The following is a 17,351-nucleotide window of genomic DNA, read 5'->3' on the forward strand; positions in this document are numbered from 1 at the left end:
TCCGTCATTCGGCAGGTTCCGGCAGCCGGTGGTGGCCGGGGCGGCGGTACCACCGCCGCGCCACGACGATCCGCCACACGAAGCTGGCGACGAGGTAGCCGACCGCAGCGCTCAGCACGCTGAGGACGACGAAGCCGAACGCGGTGACGCCGGCGGTCTGCAACCACCAGCCGAATTCGACCCACCAGCCCTTTTCCAGAGCGGCCTTCGCGGTGCCGAAGGTGGTGGGGTCGACCTTCAGCACGAACCGCCCGACCTTGTTGGCGATGACCAGCCAGAACGGCACGGTAAAGGGATTGGTGACGAAGGTGATAAGCGCCGCGATCGGCACGTTCGCGCGCGCCGGCAGGGCGAGAAAGGCGGCAAGGAAGATCTGTCCGAGCGGCACGATGAACGCCGCGAACAGTCCGAGCGCCGCGCCGCGCGGTACGGACCGGCGCGTGAAACGCCACAGTTCGGACCGGCCGAAGCGATTCGAGATGGGCGCGAGCCAGCGATTGCGCTGCATCTCCTCGCGCTCGGGCATTCGCGGCATCTTCGCCGCGAGCCATCTGATCGCCTTGCTCGCCATCCGTTACCGTGGCCCGTTACACCCATTCCGCCCGCCGGGGATAGGTGGGATTAGACGGAAATGTTACAACGCTCGCTTAACCGTTGCGGCGGGTTTTCTTGGGTAGGGCGAGAGACTTATCCGCGCTCGCGCAACAGCCGGGCCTTGTCGCGTTTCCAGTCGCGATCCTTGATCGTGGCGCGCTTGTCATGCGCCTGCTTTCCCTTGGCGAGCGCCAGTTCGACCTTCGCCCGCCCGCGCCCGTTGAAGTAGACGCTCAGCGGAACGAGTGTCATGCCCTTACGCTCGACCGCTCCGAACAGCTTGTCGATCTCGCGCGTGTGCAGCAGCAGCTTTCGCGGCCGCTTGGGTTCGTGGTTGTTGCGGTTGCCGTGGCTGAACTCGGGGATGTTGGCGTTGATGAGCCAGACCTCCCCGTCGCGCACCTCGGCATAGCTTTCCGCGATGGACCCTTCCCCTCCGCGCAGCGCCTTCACCTCTGTCCCCTGCAGGGCAAGGCCGGCTTCGAACGTCTCCTCGATCGAATAGTTGAACCGCGCCTTGCGGTTCTCGGCGACGATCTTCTGCTTGTCGAAGGTTGCGGGTTTGGGACGGGCCATGAGGAGGCGCGATGTAGGGAGGACGGCGGCGCGGCGCAATCCTCCCGGCGTCCGGCTATTCCATCAGGTCTTCGGGCAGGGTCGGCGTGTTGAGGATGCCGATGAAGCGCTGCCAGCGGGTCGGCATGTCCGCATCGCCCGCCTCCACCGCGTTGCCGATGATATCCTGCCCCAGCCCGTAATTGATGACGTAGCTGCGATAGGTATCCATGAAGCGCAACGACTGTTCGGCGCGGGCGCGATCGAGCAGGCGATACTTCATCGACAGTTCGATCGCCTGTTCCCGCGTCAGCGTGCCGTCGAGATAGCCGGCGGCGATGGTGTAATACGCAGGCGACAGGTCTTCGGTCGCTTCGCGCAATTCGTAATAGGCGGCAAGGTCGGCGGTATCTATGCCGGCGAGCGGGGCCAGCGTGTCGCGCTCGAATTCCAGCTGGCTGTCGCCCGGGAAGGCCAGCTTGCGCCCGTATTCGGCACTGCCTTCCGAGATGATCGCGCGCGGAGAATAGAGCGGCAGCAGGGTGTATTCGATCTCGCCCAGTTCGTTGACGCGGTCACGTTCGATCAGGGTCGAGTAGACGTGGTGGCCGGGATAGGCTTCGTGACAGCCCACATCCACCGCCCGGTCGAGGCGGGTGGGCAGATCGGTGTTGATCTCGATGACCGAGTGATAATCGCCCTGATAGTAATTGAACCCGCCCCACGGCTTGTCGGTAACGAGGCTGAGATCGAAGCTCTCGCTTTCGGGCAGCGGGATGTGCGGCAGGGTGCGTGCGCGGCACTCGGCGACGGCGGTATCGATGACGGCCTGCAACCGGTCCTCGGGGATCACGAACCGGTCGCGGAAGGCGGTGACGCGTTCGGCCAGCGTGCCGTCGCTCGCATCGCCGGGGACCAGCGCCTCGATCCGCTCGAGCACGGGATCGAGCGTCGAGAGATTGGCGAGTTCGGGACGCACGCCGAACAGTCCCTCGGCCTCGTCCTGGAACGGGATCTCCTCGCCGCGCAGCATCCTCAGGCGAACCTTGGCGCTCGCCAGCATCGCGCGCAGATAGCGCACGCGGCTCGCTTCCTCCGTGTCGGGTGCAGGGTTCAGCATGGCAAGCGTGGAGTCGAGCGCGATCACCCGTGCCTGGAGCCCGGGCAGCGTCGTCTCATCGTCCTGCGCCTCGGCCGCGACCGCGAGGTCTTCCGGCCCGTAATAGGCATCGACATAGCCGGGATCCTTTTCCCCGATGGCAAGCTGCACCGCCAGGTAATCGCGCGCCAGCTCGTCGATCGAGGGCGGCGCAGACTGCGTGGTGGCGCAGCCGGCCAGCGCGAGAGCGGCCAGCGATGCCGCGAACGTCGAACGAACCATCTTGTTCATGCTATTCCTGCCTTTTCCATTGCTGCATCCACCGCCTTCTTCGCCGTGCCGGAGCACGGTGCGATCGGTAATCTCGTGTCGGGGGCGAACCAGTCGTGACGTTTGCCGAGCGCGTATTTCACCGGTGCCGGGCTGGCGTCGGCGAACATCGCGCGGTGCAGCGGGTAGAGCACCTCGTTCAGGTCGCGGGCGCGATCGAAGTCGCCCTCGCCCGCCGCCTGATGGAACCGGGCGCACAGTTCCGGCGCGACATTCGCCGTCACCGAGATGCAGCCCGACTGGCCGAGCACGTATCCCGCCAGCGCCAGCGGATCGTCGCCCGACAGCTGGCACAACCCGGGCGCGCCCATGCGATGCGTGACGACGCGCGACAGATCGCCGCTCGCATCCTTGATGGCGACGATCCTCTCCGGAAAGCGGCGATGAAGCTCGATTACCGTCTCGGGCGCGATGTCCGTCACGGTGCGGCCGGGGACGTTGTAGAGCACGATGGGCAGGTCGGCCCGCTCCGCCAGGTAGCTGAAATGAGCGAGCAGCCCGTCCTGGCTGGGACGATTGTAATAGGGCGCGACCAGCAGCAGCGCGTCGGCACCGGCGATCTGCGCTTCCTTGATATGCCACAGGGCGGTCTGCGTGTCGTTGCTGCCCGCCCCGGCGATCACCGGCACCCGCCCGGCTGCGACTTCGGCACAGATGGCGATGACCTTGTGATGCTCGTCATTGTCGAGCGTCGCCGATTCGCCCGTCGTCCCGCACGGCACGAGACCGGTCGATCCGCTGGCGATCTGCCATTCGACGAACCGGCGATAGGCCTCCTCGTCCACCGCGTCGCCGGCGAAGGGCGTGGCGAGAGCAGGGATCGAACCTTTGAACATTTGTGCCGCTCCCGCGTTGTCTCTGAAATACTTGGGCAAAGGCGGATCGCCGGCCCGGACGGAGGAAGAATGTATTCAGCGTCTGATAAGGAGGGGGCGGGCACGATGTCCAGCATGGTTCGACTTTCCCTCTTCGCCCTTCTCGCCGCCTCGACGGCAGCCATTCCCGCCGCCGCCAGCGCTCAGGAGGCGGCGGAGTGGGACACCAACCGCGCGCAGCTCGCCGCATCGTATGACAGCAATGTCGCGCGCCGGATTTCCACCTGGGAGACACTGTTCGGCGATACGTCGGCGCAGTTGCCCTTCCGGACCTATGCCGATTTCCTGATCGCCAATCCCGGCTATCCGGATGAAACCACCCTGCGCGCCCGCGCCGAGCAGCGCCTGCGCGAGGAGTTCACCTCCCCCGATTTGCTGATGGCATTCTTCGCCGATCACGAGCCGGTGACGAACTACGCCCGCGCGCACTATGCGCTCGCGCTCATGGGGCCGAACCCCGATCAGGCGCGGCGTTACGCCATCGAGGCCTGGCGCGGCGGCGAGATGAGCCCGACCGCGGAGGCCGCCCTGTCGGCCAGCTTCGGCGACAGCTTCGACCAGGACGATCACGACGCGCGGATGAACGCCCTGCTGTGGCAGCGCGACGCGGAGGCGGCGGCCCGGCAGATGCCGCGCGTCTCGCCATCGAAGCGCGGCGTCTTCGCCAGCCGCCTCGCCATCCTGCAGGGCGGCGACGGCGCGACGAACGATCCGGCCGCGGCCGCCGATCCGGGCTATCTCTACAATCGCAGCCGCGAACTGCGACAGGAGGGCCGGACCGGCGAAGCGGTGCGGATGATCGTCGACGGCCCCGCGCTCGCGACCACCCCCTTCGATCAGACCGCCTGGACGACGGAGATGCTCAACCTCGCCCGTTCGGCCGGCACCCGCGATTCCGTCCGGATCGCGCAGCGGATCGACCAGGCCTTCGGCGCCAACGAGGATGTCTCGGCCAAGGAATATCGCCTGCGCGACGATTACACCTCGCTGATGTGGCTGGGGGGCACGAACGCGCTGTGGCAGCTTGGCGATGCCGCCGCCGCCGCCCCGCTGTTCTATCGTTACGGCGCGGCCGCGCGCACGCCGCCGACCCGGTCCAAGGGCTTCTTCTGGGCCGGCGAAGCCTATCGGCAGGCAGGCGATGAGGAACAGGCGCGCCGCTATTACGAGATGGCCGCGCAATATGCGGACAGGTTCTACGGGCAGATGGCACTCACCCGCCTCGGCCGTCCGTTGCCGGCGCTCGACGGCGCTCCGCAGGGTCAGCCGACCGAGGCCGAGAGGCAGGCCTTTGCCAGCGCTCCCATCACCGCCGCCGTGTCCGAAGTGGCGCGCGATGCGCCCTGGTCAACCGGCATCCGCTTCTACCGCGCTATCGCCGATCAGGCCGAGACGGTTGGCGAACACCTGCTCGTCGCCGATCTTGCCCGCCGGATCGGGCGTCGCGATCTGGCGGTGAACCTCGCCGACGCGGCGATGGAGGACGGGCATATTGGCTTCACCCGCATCGGCTATCCGCGGCTGGAAACCCCGCCCGGGGCCAACTGGACGATGGTCCACGCGCTCGCCCGGCAGGAAAGCCAGTTTGCCGAGAATGCGATCAGCCATGCCGGCGCGCGCGGCCTGATGCAGTTCATGCCGGGTACGGCGCAGGAAGAGGCGCGGCGTGCCGGCCTGCCCTATTCGGCCCAGCGCCTGATCGACGATCCCGCCTATTCGATGCAGCTCGGTTCGAACCACATCGAACGCCTGATCGCCTACTACGACGGCAGCTACCCGCTCGCCATCGCCGCCTACAACGCCGGCCCGGGCAACGTGAACAAGTGGCTGCGCGAAAACGGAGATCCGCGGACCGGCGAGGTCGACTGGCTCAAATGGATCGAGCAGATCGGCTTCTACGAGACGAAGAACTACGTCCAGCGCGTGATCGAGAACGCGGTCGTGTACGAAGCGCTCTATCCCGAGCAGGCGAGCTACACCCGGCCTCGCCAGGTGACGGACTTCCTGCGCTAGTCGCCCGTTAAAGCATGGAGAGGGGACATGCCGAATGACGTGCCCCCTCTCTGCGACGAAAGGTGTCAGAAGCGCACGCCTAGACCGACGACGCCCTGATGGCGTTCGAGGTTGACGTAGTCGAACACCTCATCGACGTCTTCGCTGACGCCGTCATACTCGACCGACGCGTCGCCATAGGACGTATAGCGATACTCGACCTTGCCGAAGAGATTTCGTGAGAAGTTGACCTGAAATCCCCCGCCTACGCGAAAGCCTTCGAAGTCGATATCGACCTTTTCGTCGTACCGCTCCCCGTCGACAATTCCCCGCGCGGTAAGTTCGGTGTTGGCCATCGAATAACCGCCCTTGACGTAGAGAAGACCGGTTCCGCCGATATTCGCCCCTACCCGCGCACCGAGAAATATATCTTCGGACGCGTCGAGGGCCACGGCTGCTACGTCCATGCCATCGGTGTAGGTGATCCCACTATCAACCGAGGATTCGGCAATCTCAGCGTCCAGCCCGATCACCGCACCGCCGACAACCACATCGTAACCGGCAGCAGCGCCGTACAGGAATCCCTTTCCGCTATCGTCATATTCGTCGGTATTTTCCACTCCGGTGGTCACGGTGTCGAAGCCGGCAATGGCTTCGATGCGAAATCCGGATTGATCCGTGCGATCCTGGGCCAACGTGGGCGTAGATAACGCAGCCAGCGCACCCGCGACCAATGTAAACCTAAATGTCATCATGCAGTCCTTCTCAATGCCCCCTTATGGGCCGCCCGCCCGCCTACCTGGCCATGGTTAATGCGGAGTTTGCAGGCCAGGCGGGCGATTACGTAGCGTGATGCGGTCGTGACGGCTTGGCGGTGGCCTCGACCGGATATTCCGGTATGACAAGCCCATGCCCTCAACCAGCAACACCAGCCCGATCACTCCCGCGGGCCTCGCGGCCCTGAGGGCGCGCTACGATCACCTGCTCGGCACCGAACGGCCCGAGATCGTCGAGATCGTGAGCTGGGCGGCGGGCAATGGCGACCGGAGCGAGAACGGCGATTACCTCTACGGGCGCAAGCGCATGCGCGAGATCGACCGCGAACTGGGCTATCTCGCCAAGGTCATGAAACATGCGCAGGTCGTCGATCCCGTACGCCAGCCCGACAAGACCCGCATATTCTTCGGCGCGACCGTCACCATCGCGGACGAGGACGATTTACAGCGGACCGTTACCATCGTGGGCGACAAGGAGCAGGATGCCGGCACGGGCCGGATCGGCTGGTCCAGCCCCATCGCGCGGGCGTTGCGCGGCGCAGGCGTCGGCGATCTGCGCACCGTCCGCCTGCCCGCCGGGCAGAAGGGATGGGAAGTGCTCGCCATCGCCTACCCCGACGAAGATAGCGTGACAGCGCGCGGCGCAGACGATTAGGATGGCGATGGCCCGCTATCTTGCCGCGACGCTTCCCTTAGCATTTGCCCTTGCCGCCGCGCCGGGGCTGGCGAAGGACAGTCTCGGGGTGTTCGGCCAGTGGGGGGCGTTCCGCGATCCGCAGGTTCCGCGCTGCTATGCCATTGCCGCTGCAGAACCGAACGCCCGTTCGCGCGAACGAGCCGGATTCGCCAGCATCGCAACCTGGCCCGCACGGCAGATCCGCGGGCAGCTTTTCATCCGGATGAGCCGCACGCCGGCGCAAGGGGCACGGGTTAGCCTTGCCGTTGGCAAAGAGCGCTTCGTCCTGACCGGCAACGGAGGCGATGTCTGGGCGGCAGGACCGCAAGAGGACGCGGCCATCCTCACCGCCATGCGTGCCGCCGCTTCGATGACCGTCAGCGCCAGGGACACGCGCGGCAATCGCTTTGCCGATCGCTACAGCCTGAATGGTGCGGCGACCGCGATGGATGCGGCAAGCGTCGGCTGCGCGCGGGCGCGGCGTTAGCAGAGCGAACGAAAAGGCCGGCGGAATCGCTTCCGCCGGCCCCGTTCGTTCGGTTGCGCAAGGATCAGAACCGGAACCCGGCACCCAGCACGATCTGGTGGCGGTCGAGATCGGCGTCGAACCGACCGCTCTCGCCGGTATCGTCCTCGAAGAAGCCGTTATCCTGGAAATCGAACTCGCCCTCGCTGTAGTTGGAGTAGCGGTATTCGAGCTTCACGAACGAACGCTCCGACGTCGCGTATTCGACGCCCGCGCCCACGCGGTAGCCATCGAGGTCGAGATCGGTGCCGATGTCGGTCTGCCCGTCGCTCGCCTGCAAATTGTAGCGGGCATTGGTGTAGCCGCCCTTCACGTAGGCGAGCGTGCGAGGGTTGACGAGGATGCCGGCGCGCGCACCGAGATAGATGTCGCGGCCCGTATCGAGATTGGCGTTGAAGCCCAGATCCTCGAGATCGCCGTCATTGACCTCGGTTTCGGCGGTGGAATCGCTGAGTTCAGCCTCGACACCGAGCACCGCGCCGCCGACCGCGAAGTCGTAGCCCACGCCCACGCCGTACATGAAGCCGTCGATGGACTGGTCGTCCTCGTCGTTCAGTTCGTTGTCCACATCGCTGCCGGCCTTGCTGATATCGTAGCCGACCACGCCTTCGATGCGGGGGCCGGTGAAGGCCGAATTGTCCTGCGCCATGGCAGGTGCCGCGAGCGCCGAGGCGGAGGCCGTCGCGAGTATGAAGGCAAACGTCTTTTTCATTGTGTCACTCCGTTTTCGTTATCGCCAGCCGGGTTCTCGAACCGCGGCCGGTGGACTGCTGGAATGGCGCGGGACGGGCTTCGTTTCATGAACGCTGCACAACGACAATCGTGTTGCATTTCAGTCACATAATGATCGACGAACGGCGTTGCAGCATCGACGAAACGAGGGAACGCCGACCAGGATCGACAAATGTAGTCGAGTTCACCGGCCGTTCAGCGGTTCGACGGGCGCACGGCGGGTGACGTCCTGCTTCGGGCGGCTGGCATATCGGCTGCGCCGGCTCTATATGCATAGACCTCATGGCCGATACGACACTCATGCCGATCGCCGGGCAGATCGACCCGGTTCCCGTCGCGCGCGACATTACCCCGCGAGCGGACGGACGCGTCGATCTGATCGGTCTGCCCAAGCCCCGCATCGCGGAGCTCCTTGCCGAGGCCGGTCTGGACCCGCGCCAGGCGAAGCTGCGCGCCAAGCAGGTGTTTCACTGGCTCTACCATCGCGGAGTGACCGATTTCGAGGCGATGACCGATATCGCCAAGACCATGCGCCCGTGGCTCGCGGAGCGCTTCGTGATCGGGCGGCCGGATGTCGTGGAGGCCCAACATTCCTCGGACGGAACCCGCAAATGGCTGTTGCGCACGGCGGACGGCCACGAGTTCGAGATGGTCTTCATCCCCGACGCGGATCGAGGAACGCTGTGCGTGTCGAGCCAGGTCGGCTGCACCCTCAACTGTCGCTTCTGTCACACCGGCACCATGCGCCTTGTGCGCAACCTGACGCCGGGCGAGATTGTCGGCCAGGTCATGCTGGCGCGCGATGCGCTGGGCGAATGGCCCAAGGGGCGGATGGACGATCTGGGCGAGGAGAGCGAGGGCGACTACACCGCGGACGGCCGGCTGCTGACCAATATCGTGATGATGGGCATGGGCGAGCCGCTTTACAATTTCGACAACGTGAAGGGTGCGCTGCAACTGGTCATGGACGGCGACGGCCTGGCCCTGTCCAAGCGGCGAATCACGCTGTCCACCAGCGGCGTCGTCCCGGCGATGGCGCGCTGCGGCGAGGAGATCGGCGTGAACCTGGCCGTAAGCCTCCACGCCGTAAGCAAGGAGGTGCGCGACGAGATCGTGCCGATCAACCGCAAATACGGGCTCGAGGAGCTGCTGCAGGCCTGCGCCGACTATCCCGGCGCGTCCAATGCGCGGCGCATCACCTTCGAATACGTGATGCTCAAGGACAAGAACGACAGCGACGAGGATGCGCGCGAGCTCGTTCGTCTGCTCAGGCACTACAAGCTGCCGGCGAAGGTCAATCTCATTCCGTTCAACCCCTGGCCCGGGGCGGCCTACGAATGTTCCCCGCCCGAGCGGATCAGGCGCTTTTCCGACATCGTGTTCGAAGGCGGCATATCCGCGCCCGTCCGCACGCCGCGCGGCCGCGATATCGAGGCGGCCTGCGGTCAGCTGAAGACCGCGGCCCAGAAGAAGAGCCGTGCAGAGCGCGACCGCGAGGCGCAAGCCGCGGCGGGGGCCGGGGCGGCGCAGGCCTAGCGTTCCCGGGCGAGTGAGCGACCCCGCCACCCTCGCCTACTACGCGCACAATGCCTCGCGCTTCACGCTGAACTCCGGCCAGTCGCACAGCCGGCACCTCGATCCGTTCCTCGACCGGCTGACGCCCGAGGCGTGCATCCTCGAACTGGGGTGCGGCGCGGGCCGCGACGCGGCGCGAATGGCACAGCGAGGGTTCGTCGTGGATGCAACGGACGCCACGCCCGGCATGCTGCGCAAGATGAAGGAACGCTTCGGCATCGAGGGCCGCGTCATGCGGTTCGACCAGCTCGTCGCGCGCGAACGCTACGACGCCGTTTGGGCTCACGCGTGCCTGCTGCACGTCGCACGCGCGGATCTGCCCGGTATTCTCCTTCGCATCGAACGCGCACTTCGTCCCGGCGGACTGCATTTCGCCAGCTTCAAGCTTGGTGCCGGCGAGGACCGCGACCTGATCGGGCGATGGCACAATTTCCCCGAAGCCGAATGGATCTGCACGGTTTACCGCAAGGCGGGCTTCCTCATCGAGAACGAATGCACGTGGCCTGGCGAAGGCGCGGACGGCACGAAGCGCGAGTGGATCGCCCTGACGGTCCGGCGACCGGCATAGATTTTGTTTCCCCGCATCCGGCGGGTGCTTTCGCAAAGCTGCGTCACCGTCCGTCGCACCCACCCAACCTTTCGTCTCTCTGACGGCACGACGTCACGTCGTTCAGGAAGTGGCTAGGTATTATGAACCAAAACAGGGTCATCGACATTCAGAGAGTCGAATCGAAAGAAAGGTACTCGCCATGAAAAAGACAATGCTCGCTCTCGCCGCCGCAACCACGCTGGCGGTTCCTGCCGTCCCCGCCATGGCGCAGGGCGGACCGCCCGCCTGGGCGCCGGCGCACGGTTATCATGCCCAGAACGACCGCGGTTACGACCGGTACGAATCGCGCTATGATCGCCGCGATCGGCGCGACCGCTATCGCGACCGCCGCGACCGCCGCGGGGCCTACGACCAGTACGGTCGTTATTACGAACCGCGCCGGGTGAGCCGCAACGACCGTGTGTGGCAGGGCCGCGACGGACGGTACTACTGCCAGCGCGAGAACGGCACGACCGGACTCATCATCGGTGCCGCCGGCGGCGCGCTGCTCGGCCGGACCATCGATACGCGGGGTGACCGTACGGTCGGCACCCTGCTGGGCGCGGCGCTGGGCGGTGTACTGGGTCGCGAGATCGACCGCGGCTCGGCCCGCTGCCGCTAGGACCAGCCGAACGCTTCGGGCGTGCCGCCGCTTCCTGATGCGCGCGGCCATCACTGAAAGGGCACCGCCGCTTCGCAGGGAGTGGCGGTGCCTTTGCGTCTGTGCAGCGCATGATTCAGGAACGCGAGGGCGGGAAGCCACGTTGTCGAACTCCCTGAGGAGAACCGATAAATATGGCCGACACCCTTCAGCCAGCCATACCTACGCGCTTGCAGGAGCAGGCGAGAAACGTCCTGAAACTGGCATGCGACGTTGACCGGCCGATCGTAACCGCCGAAAGCTGTACGGGCGGCCTGCTCGCCGCCCTGCTGACCGACATAGAGGGGTGCAGCCACATTTTCGAACGCGGTTTCGTGACCTATTCGGAGGAGGCGAAGTGCGATCTGCTGGGTCTTGAGCGTGAGCAGATCGACAGTTGCGGAGCGGTCAGCAAGGAAGTTGCGATCGCCATGACGCAGGGCGCGCTGCGGCGCTCGCGGGCCAGGGTGGCGCTTGCTGTCACGGGTTTTGCCGGCCCGGCAGGCGAAGAAAACGAGGTGGGGCTGGTGCATTTCGGATGTGCCGTTCAGGGCGAGGAGACGATCCACGTGGAAAAGCATTTCGGTTCCATCGGGCGCGAAGGCGTTCGGATAGCGGCCCTGAAGACGGCACTGGACCTGCTGGAAAGCGCCATGCGCGCATGAGCTATCGGGAGCATCCGTTCTTCGACATGCACACGCACGGTTTCGTGCGCGTCGCCACCGCCACGCCGCGCGTTCGCACCGCCGACGTGGCGTTCAATTCCCGCGCGATCATCGAACAGGCGAAGGCCGCGCACGAGCAATCGGTCGATCTCGTCCTCTACCCCGAGATGTGTCTGTCATCCTACGCGCTGGACGACCTGGTCATGCAGTCCGCCCTGCTCGACGCCGTGGAACGCGAAGTCGAGACAATCCGCGCCGCGACTGCCGACCTTGTCCCCGTCCTCGTCATCGGCGCACCGTTGCGCCGGAACGGACGCATCTACAACTGCGCCCTGGTTATCGCCGACGGCGAAGTGCTGGGAGCCGTTCCGAAGAGCTATCTGCCCAATTACCGCGAGTTCTACGAGAAACGCTGGTTCGCGCGCGGCAACAACTGCCGCGACCTTTGGCTGAAGGTGAACGGCGCGGAAATCCCCTTCGGCACGGACCTGCTGTTCTCTGCCAGCAATCTGCCCGGTTTCGTCTTCGGAATCGAGATTTGCGAGGATTTCTGGAGCCCCATCCAGCCCGGCACGATGGCCGCGCTCGCGGGGGCGACGATCCTCCTGAACCTGTCGGCCAGCAACATCACGATCGGCAAGTCGGACGAACGCCATCTGCTGAGCCGCGCCAGTTCGTCGCGTTCCGTCTGTGCCTATGCCTATTCGGCAAGCGGACACGGAGAAAGCACGACGGACCTCGCCTGGGATGGTCAGGGCATGATCTACGAACTGGGCGATCTCATGGCGGAAAGCGTGCGCTTCGATCTCGAGCCGGAACTGTGCGTTACCGATATCGATACGCGCCGCATCCTGAACGACCGGATGCGGATGCAGACTTTCAACGACGCGGTGGAGGATGCCGGGCGGCCCGAAGACAGGTTCCGCACGATCGGTTTCGATCACCGATACGAGGCCGGCGATATCGGCCTGCGCCGCAAGATCCGGCGCTTTCCATTCGTGCCCAACCGGCAGGACAAGCTGGACCAGGATGCCTACGAGGCGTTCAACATCCAGGTCGATGCCCTGATGCGGCGGATGCAGGCGACCGGCAGCAAGTCGCTCGTCATCGGCATATCGGGGGGACTGGATTCGACCCATGCCCTGATCGTGGCGGCCAAGGCGTGCGAACGGCTCGGCCTGCCCCCGACCACCATTCGCGGCTATACCATGCCCGGCTTCGGTACGTCCGAAGGGACGAAGGGGAATGCCTGGGCGCTGATGGAGGCGTTCGGTGTTACGGCGGAGGAAATCGACATCCGCCCCGCCGCCGAAACCATGCTGAAGGACATGGGCCATCCGTTCGCGGACGGCGACCCGGTCTACGATACGACGTTCGAAAACGTGCAGGCAGGTCTGCGAACCGATTACCTGTTTCGTCTTGCGGGGCACCACCACGGCTTCGTGATCGGAACCGGCGATCTCAGCGAGCTGGCGCTCGGCTGGTGCACCTACGGCGTCGGTGATCAGATGAGCCATTACGCCGTCAATGCGGGCGTTCCCAAGACGCTTATTCAATACCTCATCCGCTGGGCCACGCGCACCGACCAGTTCGACGGCAGGGTGGACGGTGCGCTCGAAAGGGTGCTGGCGACGGAAATCAGCCCCGAACTCGTGCCGGCCGGCGAAGACGGCGAAATCCAGAGCACCGAATCCCTGATCGGCCCCTACGAGCTCAACGATTTCTTCCTTCACCACATCGTCCGCTTCGGCCAGCCGCCGAGCCACGTCGCCTTCCTCGCCTGGCACGCATGGCGCGATGCGAACGAAGGTAGCTGGCCTCACGAATTCCCGGACCGGGCGAAGAACGCCTACGATCTCCCGACGATCGCCGGTTGGCTGGAGAAGTTCTGCCAGCGGTTCTTCGGTTTCAGCCAGTTCAAGCGCAGCGCGCTGCCCAATGGCCCGAAGGTCAGCGCGGGCGGCGCGCTCTCTCCACGCGGAGACTGGCGCGCGCCGAGCGACGCGGTGGCCGATGTCTGGCTGGCCGACCTGCGCGACAACGTTCCCGATCGAAGCTAGACGAAGGCAGGTGGTTGCGCGGGGCGGCGCACGCCCTATTCTGCGCCCCCATGACGAAAGCCGTTCTCGTAACCGGCGGTGCCAGGCGCATCGGTGCCGCCATCTGCCGGCGGTTCGCCGAAGCGGGCTGGCGCGTCGTCGTGCATTACAAGACTTCGGGCAATGTCGCCCGGAAGCTGGCCGAAGAACTCCCCGATGCCGAGAGCGTGGGATGCGATCTGGCCGACCTCGATGCCGCGGCGGCGATGGTCCGCGATCTCGCCGAGCGGCTGGATGACTGGCGCTGCCTCGTGAATTGCGCCTCGGTTTTTGCCGCCGATACGGTTGACGATCTCGATCCCGAAACCAACCGCCGGGCGATGCTCGTCAACGCCGCCGCACCGGCGATACTGGCGCAGGTCTTTCTCCGCTCCGCCCGTGCCAGCGGCGGTCGCCGCGTGGTGCAGGTGACGGATCAGAAGCTCGGCAACCTCAATCCCGATTTCTTCAGCTACACCATGAGCAAGGCCGCGGCCGAGGTGGCGGCACGCATGATCGGCATGGCGGCTGACGATGGCGACCGCGTGCATACGCTGGCGCCCGGTGCCATTCTCGCCAGCCACGATCAGTCGCAGGAGGAGGCGGAGCGGTCGCACCGGCTGAACCTGCTGGAACGACGCACCTGGCCCGAGGAAGTCGCCGAGGCGGCCGTTTTCCTGGCCGAGGGGCCACTGGCGAACGGACAGAACCTGTTCGTCGATTCCGGCCAGCACCTGCTCGATCAGAACCGCGACGTCATCTATCTCGCACGGGGAAGCGGGGCATGAGCCGTCCGGGACAGCGCCACGCGCTCTCTACCCGCCTGTGGCACTGGACGAACGCCCTGGCGCTGATCGTGCTGTTCATGAGCGGGCTGAACATCTCCAACGCGCATCCCTTTCTCTACTGGGGGGAATGGGGCTTCATGCCGCAACAGGCCTGGCTGGCCGTCATCGACTTTCCCGGCTGGGCAACGATTCCCGGCTATTACAGCCTTGCCGCCGCGCGCGACTGGCACGTGGTTTTCAGTATCGTCCTCGCCTTCTCGTTACTGGCCTTCCTGATCGCGGCAGCTATCAACGGTCACATGACCCGCGACCTGTTCGCGCGTGCACGCGAATGGCGCCCTGCCAGCATCGCCGCCGACATCCGGCACCACCTGCGCCTCGATTTCGATCACGGCCGGGGCAAGTACAACGTGTTGCAGAAGATCAGCTACGCCGCCGTGATCTTCGGGATGATCCCGCTGATGATCGCGACCGGCATGGCGATGAGCCCAGGAATGGAGGCGGCCTGGCCCTTCCTCACAGACATCTTCGGCGGACGGCAAAGCGCGCGTTCGATCCACTTCATGACGGCGTGGGCGCTGTTCGGCTTTTTCGTCGCGCATATCGCCCTCGTCCTCTTGTCGGGACCGATCTGGCAGCTGAAGGCTATGATCGGCGGCGGCAGCGAAGACCGCGACAACCCGGAGCAGAGCGATGCGGCGGCGTAACTTCCTTCTCACGGCGAGCGCGGCGATGCTGGCCGGTTGCAAGAAGATCGGCGATACCGGTGCGTTTCAGGGCCTGGTCGATGGCGCGGAAAGCTGGCATCGCGGGCTGCACCGCGCGCTGGGTTTCGGCCGGATCGAGATGGCGCCCGAATACGACGTTACCGACATCTCCCCCTACTTTCGCGGCAATGGCTCGACCAGCGTTGACGGACCGGCCTATGCCGCCGCGCAGGCGAGCGGCTTCGCCGACTGGCAGCTCGCGGTCGGCGGTCTCGTCGCCAATCCGCTGGTTCTGTCGATGGACGATATCCGGGGTCTTCCCCAGCGCACCCAGATAACGCGGCACGATTGCGTGGAAGGCTGGAGTGCCATCGGCCAGTGGACCGGTCCGCAGCTTTCGCGCATCCTCGACGCTGTGCGCGTGGAGGAGGGTGCGCGATACGTCGTGTTTCACTGCGCCGACACCCTGGGCGGCGCACGCTATTACGAAAGCTGCGACATGGCAGATGCCTACCATCCGCAGACGATCGTCGCGCACCGGTTGAACGGCCGCCCCCTTCCCGTCCGCAACGGCGCTCCGCTCCGGCTCAGGCTGGAGCGACAGCTGGGGTACAAGCACGCGAAATACCTGACGGGAATCGAGGCGGTCGCCAGCCTCGAAGATATCGAGGGCGGGCATGGCGGTTACTGGGAGGATCGCTCCGGCTATCAATGGTATGCGGGTATATGACGCGCCCCCCTGGCCGGGGCCGTCTTTGCATCAAACGACCCGGTGCGATTGACAGCCGGCAACCCCCTCCCCCAAACGCCCTGCCATCAGTTCCCTATCGGAGAACCCGCATTCATGTGGCTGCTCGACAAGTTCCTCAAGCGTATCATTCATCACGGCCAGCTGCTCGTCACCGATTACGACGGGACCGATTACGCCTACGGCCCGGGCGACGAGGGCATGGAGCACGGCCCCATGCACGTGCGCTTCACCCACCCCAGGGCCGCCAGCCACATCGCCCGCTATCCGCAAGTCGGCGCCGGCGAAGCCTACATGTGGGGCTGGCTGGTGGTCGAGGAGCCCTACGATATTCGCGACATGGTGCTGTTCGTTACCATGAACGCCAAGCGGCTGGGCGACGAGACGCTGAAGCCGCAAGGTCCGCTGCGCAAGGGTTTGCAGAAGGCCATCGCCAAGGTGGACTCGGTCAACCTGCGCGGAAAAGCGCGCAAGAACGCGGAACACACCTACAACCTGACCCGGCGCCTGTACGAACTGTTCCTCGACGAGGACCGGCAGTACACGATGGCCTATTACCGGGACGTCGATAACAGTCTCGAAAAGGCGCAGCTCGACAAGAAGGCGCATCTCGCCGCCAAGATGTACATGCAGCAGGCGCGCGAACTTGACCGTCCGCTGCGTGTCCTCGACATCGGCTGTGGCTGGGGCGGCTTCGCCCTCTACCTCAATCGCCATTACGGCTGCGAAGTCCTCGGCGTGGCGCTGGCAGAGGACCAGATCGCGTTCTGCCGCGAACGGGCGAGGGAAGCCGGTGTGGAGGACAAGGTCCGGTTCGAGCTGATGGACTACCGCGACATCGAAGGGCAGTTCGACCGGATCAGTTCGGTGGGCCTGCTGGAACATGTCGGAACGCCGCACTATCCGCAGTTCTACGCCAAGACGCACGATCTGCTGGCCCCGGGCGGCGTCATGCTCAGCCATTGCTGCGGACGGGCAGGGCCGCCCGGCTTCACCGATGCCTGGACGCGCAAGTACATCTTCCCCGGCGGATATATCCCCGCTCTTTCCGAACTCGTGACCGAAAGCGAGAAGAACGGCTGGCAGGTGATGGATGTGGAGGCGATGCGGTTCCATTACAGCCACACGCTTCAGGAATGGTACGCGCGAACCAAAATGCACCGGGACGAACTGGTCGAGCTGTATGACGAGGAATTCTACCGGATGTGGTTGTTCTACTTCGCCGGGGCGGAGCAGAGCTTCCGTCATGGCACGATGGTGAACTGGCAGATCATCTACGTGAAGAATCGCGCTGCCATCCCCATGACCGGGGAGTTCATCTACGAGGAAAGCGAACGATTGCGGGGACTGGACGAAGCGCCACGATGGCACCTCGATCCGGCAGTGGAGGATGCGGCGGAATAGAC

General features: G+C 65.2%; 18 protein-coding genes. 12 read left to right on the forward strand and 6 right to left on the reverse strand.

Going from position 1 to position 17,351, the window contains the following annotated elements; all coding sequences use genetic code 11:
• Positions 1–4 precede the first annotated feature (4 nt).
• From EG799_RS02765 to dapA, 4 genes are all read right to left on the reverse strand, one after another.
• Positions 5–535, reverse strand: coding sequence for a DUF2062 domain-containing protein (locus EG799_RS02765; RefSeq protein ID WP_325051091.1), 531 nt, complete (start codon positions 533–535; stop codon positions 5–7).
• A gap of 152 nt (positions 536–687) precedes the next feature.
• The gene (smpB, locus tag EG799_RS02770) at positions 688–1,170 is read right to left on the reverse strand and encodes an SsrA-binding protein SmpB (RefSeq protein WP_123878355.1); all 483 of its coding nucleotides are present in this window, start codon (positions 1,168–1,170) and stop codon (positions 688–690) included.
• Positions 1,171–1,225: 55 nt separating this feature from the next.
• Positions 1,226–2,539 carry a hypothetical protein gene (locus EG799_RS02775; protein WP_234028983.1) on the reverse strand — a complete coding sequence of 438 codons (1,314 nt, stop codon included), beginning with the start codon at positions 2,537–2,539 and terminating at the stop codon, positions 1,226–1,228.
• Entirely contained in the window at positions 2,536–3,414 is an 879-nt protein-coding gene (gene dapA, locus EG799_RS02780; protein ID WP_123878357.1) for a 4-hydroxy-tetrahydrodipicolinate synthase, read from the reverse strand. Before dapA ends, EG799_RS02775 begins: the two co-directional genes overlap by 4 nt.
• 105 nt (positions 3,415–3,519) lie before the next feature.
• Here dapA and EG799_RS02785 point away from each other — a divergent pair, with 105 nt between their 5' ends.
• Positions 3,520–5,466: a lytic transglycosylase domain-containing protein gene (locus tag EG799_RS02785; RefSeq protein WP_123878359.1), complete on the forward strand. Its 1,947-nt coding sequence runs from the start codon at positions 3,520–3,522 to the stop codon at positions 5,464–5,466.
• A gap of 65 nt (positions 5,467–5,531) precedes the next feature.
• Here the strand turns inward: EG799_RS02785 and EG799_RS02790 are convergent, their stop codons facing one another.
• Positions 5,532–6,179: an outer membrane protein gene (locus tag EG799_RS02790; RefSeq protein ID WP_158610999.1), complete on the reverse strand. Its 648-nt coding sequence runs from the start codon at positions 6,177–6,179 to the stop codon at positions 5,532–5,534.
• 175 nt (positions 6,180–6,354) lie between these two features.
• Between EG799_RS02790 and EG799_RS02795 the strand changes: the two genes are divergently transcribed.
• Positions 6,355–6,876 carry a GreA/GreB family elongation factor gene (locus tag EG799_RS02795; protein WP_123878363.1) on the forward strand — a complete coding sequence of 174 codons (522 nt, stop codon included), beginning with the start codon at positions 6,355–6,357 and terminating at the stop codon, positions 6,874–6,876.
• 7 nt (positions 6,877–6,883) lie between these two features.
• On the forward strand, positions 6,884–7,384 hold the full coding sequence (locus EG799_RS02800; protein ID WP_123878365.1) for an invasion associated locus B family protein: 501 nt from the start codon (positions 6,884–6,886) through the stop codon (positions 7,382–7,384).
• 64 nt (positions 7,385–7,448) lie between these two features.
• Here EG799_RS02800 and EG799_RS02805 read toward each other — a convergent pair whose 3' ends face one another.
• Complete coding sequence (locus EG799_RS02805; protein ID WP_123878367.1) at positions 7,449–8,135, reverse strand: outer membrane protein; 687 nt, start codon at positions 8,133–8,135, stop codon at positions 7,449–7,451.
• 302 nt (positions 8,136–8,437) lie between these two features.
• Between EG799_RS02805 and rlmN the strand changes: the two genes are divergently transcribed.
• The 9 genes from rlmN (at position 8,438) to EG799_RS02850 (ending at position 17,349) form a co-directional block, all read left to right on the forward strand.
• Positions 8,438–9,691, forward strand: coding sequence for a 23S rRNA (adenine(2503)-C(2))-methyltransferase RlmN (rlmN, locus tag EG799_RS02810; protein ID WP_123878369.1), 1,254 nt, complete (start codon positions 8,438–8,440; stop codon positions 9,689–9,691).
• Between the two features lie 13 nt (positions 9,692–9,704).
• Positions 9,705–10,298 (forward strand): class I SAM-dependent methyltransferase, encoded by a 594-nt coding sequence (locus tag EG799_RS02815; RefSeq protein ID WP_123878371.1) that lies wholly within the window; start codon positions 9,705–9,707, stop codon positions 10,296–10,298.
• A gap of 181 nt (positions 10,299–10,479) precedes the next feature.
• Complete coding sequence (locus EG799_RS02820; protein ID WP_123878373.1) at positions 10,480–10,941, forward strand: glycine zipper 2TM domain-containing protein; 462 nt, start codon at positions 10,480–10,482, stop codon at positions 10,939–10,941.
• Positions 10,942–11,114: 173 nt separating this feature from the next.
• The gene (locus EG799_RS02825) at positions 11,115–11,624 is read left to right on the forward strand and encodes a CinA family protein (protein WP_123878375.1); all 510 of its coding nucleotides are present in this window, start codon (positions 11,115–11,117) and stop codon (positions 11,622–11,624) included.
• Positions 11,621–13,684: an NAD(+) synthase gene (locus EG799_RS02830; RefSeq protein WP_123878377.1), complete on the forward strand. Its 2,064-nt coding sequence runs from the start codon at positions 11,621–11,623 to the stop codon at positions 13,682–13,684. The genes EG799_RS02825 and EG799_RS02830 overlap by 4 nt, the downstream gene beginning before the upstream one ends.
• A 50-nt stretch (positions 13,685–13,734) precedes the next feature.
• Positions 13,735–14,490 (forward strand): SDR family oxidoreductase, encoded by a 756-nt coding sequence (locus EG799_RS02835; protein ID WP_123878379.1) that lies wholly within the window; start codon positions 13,735–13,737, stop codon positions 14,488–14,490.
• The gene (locus EG799_RS02840) at positions 14,487–15,197 is read left to right on the forward strand and encodes a cytochrome b/b6 domain-containing protein (RefSeq protein WP_123878381.1); all 711 of its coding nucleotides are present in this window, start codon (positions 14,487–14,489) and stop codon (positions 15,195–15,197) included. Before EG799_RS02835 ends, EG799_RS02840 begins: the two co-directional genes overlap by 4 nt.
• Entirely contained in the window at positions 15,184–15,927 is a 744-nt protein-coding gene (locus tag EG799_RS02845; protein WP_123878383.1) for a molybdopterin-dependent oxidoreductase, read from the forward strand. The genes EG799_RS02840 and EG799_RS02845 overlap by 14 nt, the downstream gene beginning before the upstream one ends.
• A 114-nt stretch (positions 15,928–16,041) precedes the next feature.
• A complete protein-coding gene (locus EG799_RS02850) occupies positions 16,042–17,349 on the forward strand; it encodes an SAM-dependent methyltransferase (RefSeq protein ID WP_123878385.1) in 1,308 nt (435 codons plus the stop codon).
• The last annotated feature ends 2 nt before the right edge of the window (positions 17,350–17,351 follow it).

It is taken from the genome of Aurantiacibacter spongiae (assembly GCF_003815535.1).
In the GTDB taxonomy this organism is placed as follows: Bacteria; Pseudomonadota; Alphaproteobacteria; order Sphingomonadales; family Sphingomonadaceae; genus Alteraurantiacibacter; species Alteraurantiacibacter spongiae.

Excerpts from the sequence above, each read along its gene's own strand:
- EG799_RS02800 (WP_123878365.1), top strand. The coding sequence starts at position 6,884 with ATGGCCCGCTATCTTGCCGCGACGCTTCCCTTAGCATTTGCCCTTGCC.
- EG799_RS02840 (WP_123878381.1), top strand. The coding sequence starts at position 14,487 with ATGAGCCGTCCGGGACAGCGCCACGCGCTCTCTACCCGCCTGTGGCAC.
- EG799_RS02850 (WP_123878385.1), top strand. The coding sequence starts at position 16,042 with ATGTGGCTGCTCGACAAGTTCCTCAAGCGTATCATTCATCACGGCCAG.
- EG799_RS02845 (WP_123878383.1), top strand. The coding sequence starts at position 15,184 with ATGCGGCGGCGTAACTTCCTTCTCACGGCGAGCGCGGCGATGCTGGCC.
- EG799_RS02765 (WP_325051091.1), bottom strand. The coding sequence starts at position 535 with ATGCCGCGAATGCCCGAGCGCGAGGAGATGCAGCGCAATCGCTGGCTC.
- EG799_RS02795 (WP_123878363.1), top strand. The coding sequence starts at position 6,355 with ATGCCCTCAACCAGCAACACCAGCCCGATCACTCCCGCGGGCCTCGCG.
- EG799_RS02820 (WP_123878373.1), top strand. The coding sequence starts at position 10,480 with ATGAAAAAGACAATGCTCGCTCTCGCCGCCGCAACCACGCTGGCGGTT.
- rlmN (WP_123878369.1), top strand. The coding sequence starts at position 8,438 with ATGGCCGATACGACACTCATGCCGATCGCCGGGCAGATCGACCCGGTT.
- smpB (WP_123878355.1), bottom strand. The coding sequence starts at position 1,170 with ATGGCCCGTCCCAAACCCGCAACCTTCGACAAGCAGAAGATCGTCGCC.
- EG799_RS02825 (WP_123878375.1), top strand. The coding sequence starts at position 11,115 with ATGGCCGACACCCTTCAGCCAGCCATACCTACGCGCTTGCAGGAGCAG.
- EG799_RS02785 (WP_123878359.1), top strand. The coding sequence starts at position 3,520 with ATGTCCAGCATGGTTCGACTTTCCCTCTTCGCCCTTCTCGCCGCCTCG.
- EG799_RS02830 (WP_123878377.1), top strand. The coding sequence starts at position 11,621 with ATGAGCTATCGGGAGCATCCGTTCTTCGACATGCACACGCACGGTTTC.
- EG799_RS02775 (WP_234028983.1), bottom strand. The coding sequence starts at position 2,539 with ATGAACAAGATGGTTCGTTCGACGTTCGCGGCATCGCTGGCCGCTCTC.
- EG799_RS02835 (WP_123878379.1), top strand. The coding sequence starts at position 13,735 with ATGACGAAAGCCGTTCTCGTAACCGGCGGTGCCAGGCGCATCGGTGCC.
- dapA (WP_123878357.1), bottom strand. The coding sequence starts at position 3,414 with ATGTTCAAAGGTTCGATCCCTGCTCTCGCCACGCCCTTCGCCGGCGAC.
- EG799_RS02805 (WP_123878367.1), bottom strand. The coding sequence starts at position 8,135 with ATGAAAAAGACGTTTGCCTTCATACTCGCGACGGCCTCCGCCTCGGCG.